The 12501-nt window shown below is 71.6% G+C and carries 10 protein-coding genes; 4 read left to right on the top strand and 6 right to left on the bottom strand.

The window, feature by feature from the left end:
- From E1292_RS51575 to E1292_RS33545, 3 genes are all read left to right on the top strand, one after another.
- Nucleotides 1-460 (top strand): hypothetical protein (locus E1292_RS51575; RefSeq protein ID WP_220447182.1); only part of this gene is annotated, 460 nt, incomplete at its 5' end.
- A gap of 198 nt (nucleotides 461-658) precedes the next feature.
- Complete coding sequence (locus E1292_RS33550) at nucleotides 659-2032, top strand: S8 family peptidase (protein WP_132600459.1); 1374 nt, start codon at nucleotides 659-661, stop codon at nucleotides 2030-2032.
- Nucleotides 2033-2193: 161 nt separating this feature from the next.
- Nucleotides 2194-3549 (top strand): S8 family peptidase, encoded by a 1356-nt coding sequence (locus E1292_RS33545; RefSeq protein WP_165974870.1) that lies wholly within the window; start codon nucleotides 2194-2196, stop codon nucleotides 3547-3549.
- Between the two features lie 302 nt (nucleotides 3550-3851).
- Here the strand turns inward: E1292_RS33545 and E1292_RS33540 are convergent, their stop codons facing one another.
- The gene (locus E1292_RS33540; RefSeq protein WP_132600453.1) at nucleotides 3852-6641 is read right to left on the bottom strand and encodes an AfsR/SARP family transcriptional regulator; all 2790 of its coding nucleotides are present in this window, start codon (nucleotides 6639-6641) and stop codon (nucleotides 3852-3854) included.
- Between the two features lie 126 nt (nucleotides 6642-6767).
- On the opposite strand from E1292_RS33540, the gene sppA reads away from it, so the two are divergent.
- Nucleotides 6768-8486 (top strand): signal peptide peptidase SppA, encoded by a 1719-nt coding sequence (gene sppA, locus E1292_RS33535; protein ID WP_281284081.1) that lies wholly within the window; start codon nucleotides 6768-6770, stop codon nucleotides 8484-8486.
- A gap of 28 nt (nucleotides 8487-8514) precedes the next feature.
- Here the strand turns inward: sppA and E1292_RS33530 are convergent, their stop codons facing one another.
- Genes E1292_RS33530 through E1292_RS33510 form a run of 5 tightly spaced genes read right to left on the bottom strand, consistent with a single transcriptional unit; the run spans nucleotide 8515 to nucleotide 12406 of the window.
- Nucleotides 8515-8997 carry a flavin reductase family protein gene (locus tag E1292_RS33530; protein ID WP_132600447.1) on the bottom strand — a complete coding sequence of 161 codons (483 nt, stop codon included), beginning with the start codon at nucleotides 8995-8997 and terminating at the stop codon, nucleotides 8515-8517.
- A 40-nt stretch (nucleotides 8998-9037) separates the two neighbouring features.
- On the bottom strand, nucleotides 9038-9958 hold the full coding sequence (locus E1292_RS33525; RefSeq protein WP_132600444.1) for an ABC transporter substrate-binding protein: 921 nt from the start codon (nucleotides 9956-9958) through the stop codon (nucleotides 9038-9040).
- Nucleotides 9959-9985: 27 nt separating this feature from the next.
- Nucleotides 9986-10678, bottom strand: a complete 693-nt coding sequence (locus E1292_RS33520) for an ABC transporter permease (RefSeq protein WP_246090516.1) — start codon at nucleotides 10676-10678, stop codon at nucleotides 9986-9988.
- Complete coding sequence (locus tag E1292_RS33515) at nucleotides 10675-11355, bottom strand: ABC transporter permease (protein WP_132600441.1); 681 nt, start codon at nucleotides 11353-11355, stop codon at nucleotides 10675-10677. Before E1292_RS33515 ends, E1292_RS33520 begins: the two co-directional genes overlap by 4 nt.
- Nucleotides 11348-12406, bottom strand: a complete 1059-nt coding sequence (locus tag E1292_RS33510) for an ABC transporter ATP-binding protein (protein WP_132600438.1) — start codon at nucleotides 12404-12406, stop codon at nucleotides 11348-11350. Before E1292_RS33510 ends, E1292_RS33515 begins: the two co-directional genes overlap by 8 nt.
- Between the last annotated feature and the right edge of the window lie 95 nt (nucleotides 12407-12501).

Raw genomic sequence — 12501 nt, 5'->3', positions numbered from 1 at the left:
CCCCGCCCCCGACCCCGAGCCGGTGCCGCTGCCCACCGTGACGGTCACGGTGACGGTCACCGCGAGCCCGGTCGCCAAACCGGCGGCCACCGTCTGCACGCGGGGCAAGGCGGCCAAGAAGCTGACGGCCGGGAAGTGGGCCGTGGAGATCCACCGCAGCAGCGGGACGATCCCTGATGACACGCTCACCTGCTACCTGAAGCTGATCAGCAAGTCGAGCAAGGTGTTCCCCGAGCTGACGAAGGCGTCCTCGCTCGGCAAGGCGTACCGGGTGCTGAAGAACACCCGCACCGGCAAGGCCAAGCTGGACGGCGCGCTGCTGACGGCCTGGCTGAACTGGGCGCACGGCACGAACGGCACCACGGCGCTGGCCGCCGCCGAAAAGGTGCGGCTCAGCGAGAAGCCGTCCGCGGCGGCGCTGAAGAAGGCGGCGAACAAGGTCATCACGTCCGCCAAGTGACCGAAGGATGCGGGAAAGGCCGGTCTCTTACGACCGGACTTTCCCTTGGTCGCCCTGAGGCAAAAACGTCTCCAAGGTCGCGCTGCTCGCTTTCATCTCCCACATCACCGTTGTGGCAAGGGGGATGAATGCGGCTGTACGCGGGCCAGGAGCCGGAACGCTCCCGCCTCAAGGACGAACCGACCTTCGGAGGAACATGTGAGGCTACGGTCTCTGTCAGCCCGCGCGAGCGCGCTGGCCGCCCTGTGCGCCGTGCTGTGTGCGGCCCCACCGCTGCAAGCCGACACGAAAGACAGCAACGACCCCGTCATCAGCCCCGCGCTCGTCGCGGAGATCAAGGCGAAGACCCGGGTCCGCTCCATCATCCAGCTCAAGCCCGGCCAGAACGTCGACGCCGTGGCCAAGGACCTCGAACAGGCCTCGGAGGGGAGCCGGGTCCTGGAGGCGGCGTCATCGTCGCGCTTCTTCGTCGCCGAGGTGGACCAGCGGACGCTGGCCAAGCTCAGGAAGGACGCGAGGATCCAGTCCGTCTACAAGGACGAGCTGCGCCACCCGACGCTGGACGCCAGCACCGCCCTGATCGGCTCGGACCGGGCGAACGCCGCGGGCTGGACCGGAAGGGGCACGACGGTCGCCGTGCTCGACACGGGGATCGACCGCGACCACCCGTTCTTCCGCGGCCGGCTGGTGGGCGAGGCGTGCTTCTCCTCCTCCGACGCCAGTGACGGCACCGTCTCGCTCTGCCCGAACAACCAGCCGAGCCAGACCGGGCCGGGCGCGGCGGACGCCGAGACCGCCCAGTGCCTGGTCAACGGGGCGAACGCCTGCTCGCACGGCACGCACGTGGCCGGTATCGCGGCGGGCGCAGTGACCGCGGGGGCGCCGTCCAACGGCGTCGCCCCCGCGGCGGGGATCCTGGCGATCCAGGTCTTCAGCCGCGTGGACAACCCGCTGACCTGCGGGTCGGGGGGCGGCAGCGCCCCCTGCTTCCTCAGCTACACCTCGGACCAGAAGCTGGCGCTGGAGTACGTGGCCCGGGTCGCCAGGGCCAACAACGTCGCGGCGGTGAACCTGAGCCTGGCCGGCGGGGGCCTGTTCACCGCGGCGTGCGACGCCGACCCCGCCGCCGCGGGGGTCAAGCCGGAGTTCGACGCGCTCGTGGCGCAGGGCGTGGCGCCGGTGGTGGCGGCCGGCAACAGCGGCTCCCCGAACAGTGTCTCCTCCCCTGCCTGCATCTCCACGGCCGTCGCGGTGGGCGCGACCGGCGACGACGACACCCCTGCGGCATTCGGCAACCGGGGGGCCATGCTGGACCTGTTCGCGCCCGGGGTGGACATCAACTCCTCGGTCCCCGACGACGCGTACGCCGAGCTGAGCGGCACCTCCATGGCCGCGCCCCACGTGGCCGGGATGTTCGCGCTGATGAAGCAGGCGTACGCGAACAACACCGTCGCCCAGAGCCTGCAGCGGTTGAAGAGCACGGGCACGCCCATCCGGTACGACGCCGGGGGCACTTCGACGGTCACCGCCAGGATCGACGCCGAGCGGGCCACCCCTGCCGCACGCGTCTGAACGGGCGTCACGGCCGGAGCCCGGAGACTCCGGCCTCGCCGGTGACCACGGAACGGGACAGAACAAGAACAGGTAACAGAACACATCCGCCCCTCTGACAACAGTTTGTCCGATTACTACACTTCCGGTGAGAAATGCCCCCTGAACCACCGGAGGATCAGTTGAGACTCTCGTCTCTGCTGGCCGGCGCGATCGCCTTAGCCGCCACCTCGGCCGCGCTCGCCGCCACACCCGCTCTCGCCGACCCCGAAACCAAGATCGATCCTGCGATCACGGCGAGCGGCGAGCACCGCGCCATCGTCCGCGTGCAGCAGCCCGCCCAGGTGAAGTCCCTGCTGTCCAGCGCGGAAGGGATCAAGCGGGACAAGAAGAACGTCTTGGCGGAGCCACCCGCCGAAGTGGCCGGCGCGCTGGACTTCTTCGTCTACCGCGGAACGCGCGCCGAGCTCGAGAAGCTCGCCGAGCAGTCAGGGGTCGTCTCGATCCGCAAGGACAAGCTCAACGAACCGTCACTGGTCGAGAGCATCCCCCTGATCGGCGCCGACCGGGCGCACCGGAGGGGCTTCAACGGCAAGGGCACGGCCGTCGCGATCCTGGACTCCGGCATCGACAACGACCACCCCGCCTTCGGCGATCGCATCGTGGCCCAGGCGTGCTTCTCGGCCGCCGACCCCGCCGACGGCTCCGCGCCGCTGTGCGCCAACGGCAGCCAGTTCCAGATCGGCGACGGCGCCGCCAACGCCGAGAGCGCGGCCTGCATGAAGGACGCCCCGCAACCGCAGTACGGCCTCTGCTACCACGGCACGCACGTCGCCGGCATCGCCGCCGGGCAGCGGACGGCCGAGTTCGCCGCCGACGGTGTCGCGCCCAAGGCGCGGATCGTGCCGGTGCAGGTGTTCAGCCGCTTCGACAACTCGCCGTACTGCTCCGGCCGGCCCGTCTGCATCCTGGCCTACGACTCGTCGATCCTGACCGGCATGGCGTACGTCGACCTGCTGGCCGACCAGTACAACATCGCCTCCGTCAACCTCAGCCTGGGCGGCGGCGAGTACGCCACCGCCTGCGACGCGGGCGACGGTGCCGACTTCAAGGCCGAGGTGGACAAGCTCGTCGCCAAGGGCGTCGCCACGGTGGTCGCCTCGGGCAACAACGGCTTCGACGCGTCGGTGTCGTGGCCGGCGTGCGTCTCGAACACCGTCGCCGTGGGCGCCACGGACAAGCAGGACGCCGTGGCCTCCTTCTCCAACCGGGGCACGCTGATCGACGTCTACGCGCCGGGCGTGTCCATCACGGGGGCGATCGCCGGAAACGCGTACGCGACGCTCAACGGCACCTCGATGGCCGCCCCGCACGTGGCGGGCTCCTTCGCGCTGCTGCACCAGAAGCGCCGCCACGCCCCGGTGGACAAGCTGCTGGAGACGCTGAAGCGCACCGGCAAGCCGATCACGTACGGGAGCGCGGGCACGGAGGTCACCACGCCCCGCATCGACGTGTGGGCCGCGTTGCGGGCCCGGTAACCGGCGAACACCACGGGTGGGTGCGCGCCTCCCGCCACCCACCCCATAGCCTCTCGGCGCCCGTGCCGTGCCGCCATCCGGCACGCCCGCTGCCGCGGCCCCCTTCCTCCCGGACGGGGGCCGCGCCTTCCGTAGCGGTGGGAACGTGAGAGCGATCTGATAGCGGGCCCTGATGTGCTGTCCCGGACCTGACTGCGACCGCACATCCAGGAGGAGAGGCCCGTGACCCGCATTCCGGGGCGCCCGTTCCGCCCGAGGCTGCGCACGCCGGCCGTGCACGGGGCGAACCCCACGGCATGTGATCAACAGCCCAGGCCCTTGAGCAGCAGGTCGAGCCTGGCGTAGCTGGGATCGGTGGGCCGGAGCAGCCCGCGCGCCTCCTCCCAGGAGTCGCGCGCGGCATCCTGACGGCCCATCGCGAGCTGGATCTCACCCCGGGTCGTCAGCACCTCGACCTGGCCGCTCACGTCGGCCACGCGGAGGGTGATCTCCAGCGCCATCCGGCAGTATTCCAGGGCCGTGGTGTACTCGCCGGTCCCCTGATGCGCTGCGGCGAGGTTGGCCAACGCGCACGACTCCTGCAGTTCGAGGCCCTGCTCCTGGTAGATCTCCAGCGCCGCTCGGGTGTGCTCCATGGCGTCGGCGTAGCGCCCGGCCAGTATTTCGACGGCGCCGTAGTTGAGCAGGGCATGCGCCCGGACCGCCGTGTTCGCCGCGGGCCGCGCGGCGATCTCCGCCTGCCGGTGGCAGGCGAGCGCGCGGTCGTAGTCCTCGGCCCGCTGCCAGAGCACCCCGAGCACGCTCAGCGCCCGGGACATCTTCGCGGGGTCGCCGAGCTGCTCGGCGTGCCGTAGGGCGTCGCGCAGCGTCGCGTCGGCGTCGTCGTACGCGCCGGTGCGGGAGTACGCGCCGCCGAGCACGAACGCGGCCTGGTATCCGGCCAGCGGATCGCCGAGCTTCCTGGCGCACTCCAGGCCGGACCGGCCCACCGCCAGCCAGTCCTCGAGATAGCGTGACCGGTCGAGGAAGTCCCGCATCGCGACCGCCAGCTGCCAGCCGTGATCCGGCAGGCCGTGGCCGACGGCGGCGCCGACGGCGGCGACCAGCGTGCCTCGTTCGGCCTCGAACCATTCGAGACCCGCGCCGCTGCCGGACAGGGCGGGCAGCGGGACCGCGGTCGCGCCGATGCCGCGGGAGATCGGGACCGGCTGGGAGAAGCCGAGCGCGGCCCGTCCCTCGTTGGCCGCCCGGACATACCAGTCGAGCACCCGGCGCAACGCCGCCGCGCCCGCTTCGGGCCGGTCGGCGGCCAGCCGTTCCGCGGCGTACTCCCCGAGCAGGTCGTGCAGCCGGTATCGCCCCGGCCGGTACGCTTCCAGCAGGTGCACGGCAGCCAGCCGGTCGAGCAGGGCGCGCGCCGCGGCCGGCGCGACGTCCAGCAGCGCCGCCGCGCCCGGCAGCCCGATGTCACTGCCCGGGTAGCAGCCAAGGTGGGAGAACGCGCGCGCCAGTTCCGGCGGAAGCAGGTCGTACGACCACGAGAACACCGTACGCAGGTCAGCTCCCGGATCGCTGTCGGCCAGGGCGTCCAGCGGGCTCCTGCGCTGCCGCAGATCGTCCACCAGCTCGGCGAGGGAACGATCGGGGTGCTGGGAGCCCAGCTCGGCGGCGATGCGCAGGGCCAAGGGCAGCCGTCCGCACAGCCGGGCCAGCTCGGCCAGCGCGCCTGGCTCCGCCTCCGCCCTGTGCCGCGGGATCGCCGCCGTCAGCAGCGCCAGGGCGTCGGCGGCGGCCAGCTCGCGCAGCGCCACCCGGTGCGCCCCATCGCGTGCCGCCAGGCCCCGCAGGTCGCTCCTGCTGGTGACGATCACGAAGCAGTGGGATCCCGGCAGCAGCGGCCGGACGTGCTCGGCGTCGTGGGCGTTGTCGAGGAGCAGCAGCATCCGGCGGCCGGCGAGCAGGGTGCGCAGCAGCGCCGCGGCCTCCCCCGCATCGTCCGGAACGCGGTCGGGCGGCGTGCCGATCGAGCGCAGCAGCCGGCCGAGCGCCGCCTCCGCCGTCACCGGCCGGCCAGGGCCGTAGCCGTGCAGGTCGAGGTGGAGCTGCCCGTCAGAGAAGCGGTCCTGCCTGAGCCGGGCCCAGTGCACCGCGAGCGCGGTCTTGCCCGCCCCGCCGACGCCATGGACCGCCACCAGGACGAGCCCGCCGCCGGACCAGCGGTCGAGTTGCTCGTCGAGCGCGGCCAGCTCGGCCGTCCGGCCGGCGAAACCCGTCGGCGCCGGCGGCAACTGCCGCGGCGTCACGCGTTCCGGTTCGGGGTCTCCGGTGAGCAGCCGCCGGTGCAAGCTCTGCAGCTGGGCGGACGGGTCCGCGCCGAGGGTGTCCGCGAGCGTGTTCCGTACGGACTCGTACGCCTCCAGCGCCTCGGCCTGCCGCCGGTCCGCGATCAGCACGGTCAGCAGCCGCTCCCAGAGCGACTCGCGTACGGGGAAGCGCGCGGTCAGCACACGCAACTCGGCGATCAGCGTGCTCGGCGCGCGGTCGCCGAGCGTCAGGTCCAGGTCGATCCGCCGCTCGACGGCCGCCAGGTAACGCTCGGTCAGCGCGGGCGCGTGGTCGCGCTGGAGCGAGTCGGACGCGACGTCGCCGAGCGGCTCGCCCCGCCACAACTCCAGCGCGGCCCGCAGCGGCTCGCGGGCGCGCGCAGGCTCACCGTCCGTGGCCTGCTCCCCTGCGCGGACGAGCCGGTCGAACCGCGACGCGTCCACCTGGTCAGGGCCGACGTCCAGCATGTATCCGCCGGCGACGTTCCGCACCAGCCCGCCGAGCTCCGGCCCGAGCAGCCGCCGGAGCCGGTGCACGTTGTTCTGCACGGCCTCGCGCGGGCTCGACGGCAGGTCGGCGCCCCAGATCCGCTCGGTCAGGACGTCGACGGGCACGACGCGTCCTGGCGACAGGGCGAGGCTCGCCAGCAGGGCCCGCTGCCGTTTCGAGGCGATCCTCACGGTACGGTCCGGCAGCCGCACCTCGAACGGTCCGAGAAGACGGATCGAGATCTCGGGCACCCCGCCGCGCTCCTTTCCCTGGGCCAACGCTCACCTCGAAGCTATCGCGGCAGCCGGACCGTCAAGGGCCCGGGCCGGTGCCGCTTCGCCGCGCCCGCGGAGAGCACGGGCGCGGCGGCGAACTCGAGCACGGTCCTCAGCGCGTTTCGAATCGTGTCGCTTAGGGTGGCTTTCATGGACGCAGGCAAGGCGATCTTCGAGACCGTCGACAAGCTTCGCCAGCGGCGCACCGCCCCGCTGGTGCTGGAGCTCGACCTCACCGAGGGCCTCACCGAGGGCCCACCGTCGGATCCGCTCGCCGCGGTGCTGTCGATGCGCAAACCGCGCCTGTCCGACGTCCTGTCGGGGCTCCGGCGGGCCAGGCAGGACCCCAGGGTCAGGGGGCTGGTCGTCAAGGTCGGGGGCAACCCGATGGGCCTGGCCATGGTGCAGGAGCTGCGCCAGGCGGTGACCCACTTCCGCGCCTCGGGCAAGCCGGCCATCGTGTTCGCCGAGACGTTCGGCGAGTTCGGCGGCGGCACCGTGCCCTACTACCTGGCCACCGCCTTCGAGCGCGTCTACCTGCAGCCGAGCGGCGACGTCGGGCTCACCGGCGTGGCGGTGGAGCAGCGCTTCGTCAAAGGGACGCTGGCCAAGCTGGGCGTCGGCTACGAAGTGGGCCAACGGCACGAGTACAAAACCGCCGCCAACACCTTCACCCAGGACCACATGACCGAGGCCCACCGCGAGTCCATCGGCCGCATCGTGGAGTCGGTCACCGAGAGCCTGGTCGCGGGCATCGCCGAGGGGCGCAGGCTCGACCCCGCCAAGGTGCGCGAGCTGATCGACCGGGGCCCGTTCACCGCCGCCGAGGCGCTGGAGGCGGGGCTGGTCGACGAGCTGGCCTACCGCGACGAGGTCTACGACGAGGTCAAGCGCTCCGCGGGGGCCGAGGCGCACCTGCTGTACGTCTCCCGCTACGCCAAGGGAGCGGCCGTACGCAAGCTGCCGCAGCCGATGGCCGACGCGATCGCGCTGGTCCACGGCCACGGCATGATCAGGTCCGGCCGGAGCGGGCGCAGCCCGGTCGGCGGGGGCGGGGCGATGGGCTCCGACACGATCAGCGCCGCGCTCCGGGCGGCCCGGCGCGACGAGCACGTCAAGGCCGTCGTGTTCCGGGTCGACAGCCCGGGCGGCTCCTACGTCGCCAGCGACACGGTGTGGCGCGAGGTGACGCTGACGCGCAAGGTCAAGCCGGTGATCGTGTCGATGGGCGACGTGGCCGCCTCCGGCGGCTACTTCGTGTCGATGGGCGCCGACGTGATCGTGGCGCAGCCGGGCACGCTGACGGGCTCGATCGGGGTCTACGGCGGCAAGGCCGTCCTCGCCGAGCTGTTCGAGAAGATCGGGATGAACACCGAGCTCGTGGGCAGCGGGGCCAACGCCGGGATGTTCGCGACGTCCCGCGGGTTCTCCCCCGAGCAGTGGGAGCGGATCAACGCCTGGCTCGACCGGATCTACGACGACTTCGTGAGCAAGGTGGCCGCAAGCCGCGACCTCACCCGCGACCGCGCCCACGAGCTGGCCAGGGGCCGGGTGTGGACCGGCGCCGACGCGCAGGCGAGCGGGCTGGTCGACGAGCTGGGCGGGCTGGAGGACGCGCTGGCCCTGGCACGTCGGCGGGCCGGGCTGGCCGACGACGCGCCGGTGCGCAGCTATCCCCGGCTCAACCCGCTGGAGCGCCTGCGCGGCCCCGACTCGAGCGAGGACAAGTCGGCCGCGCTGGCCAGGATCCGCATGGACGCCTGGGGTCCGCTGGCCCGGCTGTCGGCCGAGCTCGGCCTCCCCGCCTCGGGCCCGCTCATCCTGCCCGCGTGGTACGCGATCCGCTGACCCCGGCTGACCGACGTGACGCCCGCCGTCACGCGCCCGTCGCGCGGTAGCGGCCGCGGAGCCGCACGAGAGGTTGGAGCTCGGGCTCGACGTAGTCGATCGCGAGGACGGCGGCGATGTAGAGGGTGTGGTCGCCGGCCGGCACCACCTTGGTGGTCTCGGCCTCCAGCGCGGCCACCCCGCCCTCCACCACCAGCGCCTGCGTGTGCGGCCCCCGGTGGTGCGGCGTGCCGGCCACCAGCAGGCGGGCGCTGGGCCGCCCGACGCTGGCGAACCGGCTGGCGATGGCCGCCTGACCCGACGACAGCAGTGACGCGGCCCAGCGGTCCTGGCGCAGCAGCACCTCGTTCAGGTAGCCGCGGCTGCCCAGGCTCACCAGAACGAGCGGCGGCTCCAGCGAAACGGACATCAACGCCGAGATCGTGGCGCCCAGATCGTCGCGCCCGTCGCGTACGGTCACCACCGCCACGCCGGCCGCGAGCTGCGCCATCGCCTCCGTGAACTCGCTCACCGCGAGGGCCCCCGGCGTCTGGAGACCCTCGCGGCGGGCGTCAGGCGAGGCCGTTGGAGGTCAGCCATTCCTCGGCCACCATGGCGGGCTCGTCCTTGTTGACGGAGATCTTCTGCATCATCTCCAGCAACGACTGCGTGGTCAGCTTGGCGGAGATGCCGTTGAGCGTCGTGCGGATCGTGTCGGAGGCGGACGCCTTGTGGAGCAGCGGCGTCACGTTCTGGGCCGGGAAGATGTTCTTGGTGTCCTGGAGCGGCACCAGGTTGTTGGCGGCGATCTTCGGGTCGGTGCTGAAGACGTTGCCGACCTGGATCGTGCCGTCCTTCAGCGCGTCGGCCGTGGTGGGCCCGGTGGGCTTCCACTCCTTGAACTCGACCCCGTAGACGTCCTTGAACCGCGCCTCCCACCGCTTCTTGAACTCGGGCGGACCGCCGACGACCATGCTCTTGGAGGCCTTGGCGAGGTCTTCCATGGTGGTAAGCGACTGCTTGGTCTGGGTGTCCTTGGTGACGGACAGGGTGTCCTTGTCCTCGGCGGGCGAGGAGTCGAGCACCTCCAGCTCGGCCGGCAGCTTCTCCTTCAGCGCGGTGTTCACCTCGTCGGTGGTGGCGGCCGTGGACGCCTGGTCGATGAAGGCGAGCAGGTTGCCGTTGTACTCCGGCACGATGGTCAGGCCGCCGCTCTTGACCTGGTCGTAGACGGCCTCACGGCTGCCGATGCGCGGCTTCTCCTCGACCTGCACGCCCTTGGCCTCGAGGGCCTGGGCGTAGATCGAGGCGAGCAGCACGCTCTCGTCGAAGTCGAACGATCCGATGACGGCCTTGCCCCCGCCCGAGGCCGAACCGCTGGGGGCCGCGCTCGTGGTGTCGAGCGGGTTGCCCGTGGTGCCGCCGCCACCGCAGGCGGCCAGCGTAAGGACCGCTGACACGAGCACCGCCGCGGTGCCGAACATGCGTCTCATGTTGTTTCCCTTCTCAAGCGGGAGAGGCTATCGAACATTCACTCGTTGGCTCACCCCCGGCGAGACCGTCACCCTCTGTGCGAGCGCGAACAGGAGCTGCACCACGAGCGCGAACAGCACAATCAATACGGAACCGCCGACGACGCTCGCGTAATCCTTCGTCGCGAAACCGTCGATCACGTAGCGTCCGAGGCCGCCGAGCCCGGTGTAGGCCGCGACAGTCGTGGTGGCCACGACCTGGATCGCCGACAGCCGGCAACCCAGCAGGATCAGCGGCAGCGCGACCGGCACCAGCACCCGGCCGAGCACCTGCCCGCCGCGCAGTCCCATCCCGTACGCCGCGTCGCGCAGCTCGGGATCGACCCCCTTGATGCCCTCGAAGGTGTTGACCAGGATCGGCGGCACCGACAGCAGCACCAGCGGAATGATCACCGGCCAGATCGACGCGGTGCCCAGCAGCAGCACGAACATCACCAGCAGCCCCAGCGTGGGCAGCGCCCTGGCCAGGTTCGCGGAGACGACGATCAGCACCTCTCCCCGGCCCGTGTGCCCGATGGCCAGCCCCAGCGGCACGGCCAGCAGCACGGCCAGCAGCAGCGCCAGCGCCGAGAACTCCAGGTGCTCCAGCAGCCGCATGGGGATCCCGCCGGGCCCCGACCAGTTGGCGCCGTTGCCGAAGAACTCGCCCATCCAGACGAAGAACGAGGTCAGCCAGTTCACGACGCCACCCCCTTCCGCACGCGTACCCACGGGGTGAGCACCCGCTGAGCCAGGACCAGCAGACCGTCAGCGATCAGCGCCAGCAGCACGATCAGCACGATGCCGACGATCACCGGCGGCATGAACGGGTTCTGGTACGCCCGGGTGAACAGCCCGCCGAGGCCGCCCTGCCCGATCAGCGCGCCCACGCTGACCAGGCTGATGCTGGAGACCGCGACCACCCGGAGGCCGGCCAGCACCACCGGCACCGCGATCGGCAGCTCCACCGCCAGCAGCCGGCGCAGCGGCGAGAAGCCCATCGCGACCGCCGACTGGCGCACGTGGTCGGGCACCGAGTCCAGCCCGCCGACCACGGCCGGGAGCAGGACGGCCACGCCGTAGAAGGCGAGCGGGATGATCACCGTGGTCTGCGACAGCCCGGTCACCGAGATCAGCAGCATGAAGACGGGCAGCGACGGCAGCGCGTAGACGATGTTCATCAGGCCGGAGGCGGGCTGGTAGAGCCAGCGCCAGCGCACGCAGGCCAGGCCCAGCGGCAGCGCCACGATCAGCGCGAAAAGGATCGGCACGAGCGACATGGTCAGGTGGTCGATGAGCAGGTCCTTGATGCTGCCCGCCCGTCCGGTGTCCCAGTTGCGCCCGATCCATTCCCATAGGGAAGGGGGACCGTCACCCATCTGCGGCCTCCGCCAGCGCCTCGTCGAGCGCCTCCCTGGTGGCCACGCCGACGACCTTGCCCTCATCGTCCACGGCCACCGAGCAGCCGGACGGCGACAGCAGCGCCGCGTCGAGCGCCGAGCGCATCGAGTCGCGGCCGTACAGGAACGACCCGAACGGCTCCAGCTCGTCGGGGCGCGACCAGGAGATCCACCCGACCGGCCCGCCCTGCTCGTCGACGACCAGCCGCCACGGCTCCTCCGACGAGCCGCCTGCGGCGTCCCGGACCGTCAGGTCGGTACGCAGGCGCAGCCCCTCCGTCGAGACGAACTGCAGCCGCCTGATCCCCCTGTCATGCCCGAGGAACTCACGGACGAAGTCGTCGGACGGCTCCGACAGCAGCGTCTTGGGGGCGGCCAGCTGCGCCAGCCGGCCGCCGACGCGCAGCACCGCCACCCGGTCGCCGAGCTTGATGGCCTCGTCGATGTCGTGCGTGACGAACACGATGGTCTTGTTCAGCTCGTCCTGCAGCCTGAGCAGCTCCTCCTGCAGGCTCGTGCGCACCACGGGGTCGACCGCGCTGAACGGCTCGTCCATCAGCAGCACGGGCGGGTCGGCGGCCAGCGCCCTGGCCACGCCCACGCGCTGCTGCTGCCCGCCCGAGAGCTGGAACGGGTAGCGGCCGGCCAGCTCCGGGTCGAGCCCGACGCGTTCGAGCAGCTCCATGGCCCTGTCGCGGGCCTTCTTCCGGTCCCAGCCGAGGAGGTGGGGGACGGTGGCGATGTTGTCGACGATCTTCCGGTGCGGGAACAGGCCCGCCTGCTGGATGACGTACCCGATGCCGCGACGCAGTGTCGGCGGGTCGATGCTCTGCACCGGCACCCCGTCGAGGAGGATCTGTCCCTCCGAGGCGTCGATCATGCGGTTGATCATCCGTAGTGAGGTCGTCTTGCCGCAGCCCGAGGGCCCGACGAGCACGGTGATCTCGCCTGTGGGAGCCTCCATGGTGAGGTCGTCCACCGCGACCGTTCCGTCCGGGAATCGTTTGGTGACAGCGTCGAATGTGATCACGCGCGAACTCTCGCTCCGTGGGCTTGTGGCAGGGGTCGCAGCCCCCTGCCACGACCGCCGCATGATCTCTTGAATCCACAGACTACGGCGATCCG

Origin of the sequence: Nonomuraea deserti, from assembly GCF_004348685.1 — a bacterium.
Taxonomy (GTDB): domain Bacteria; phylum Actinomycetota; class Actinomycetes; order Streptosporangiales; family Streptosporangiaceae; genus Nonomuraea; species Nonomuraea deserti.
Note: the sequence above shows the minus strand (reverse complement) of the source record. Positions and strands in the feature narration are given on the sequence as shown.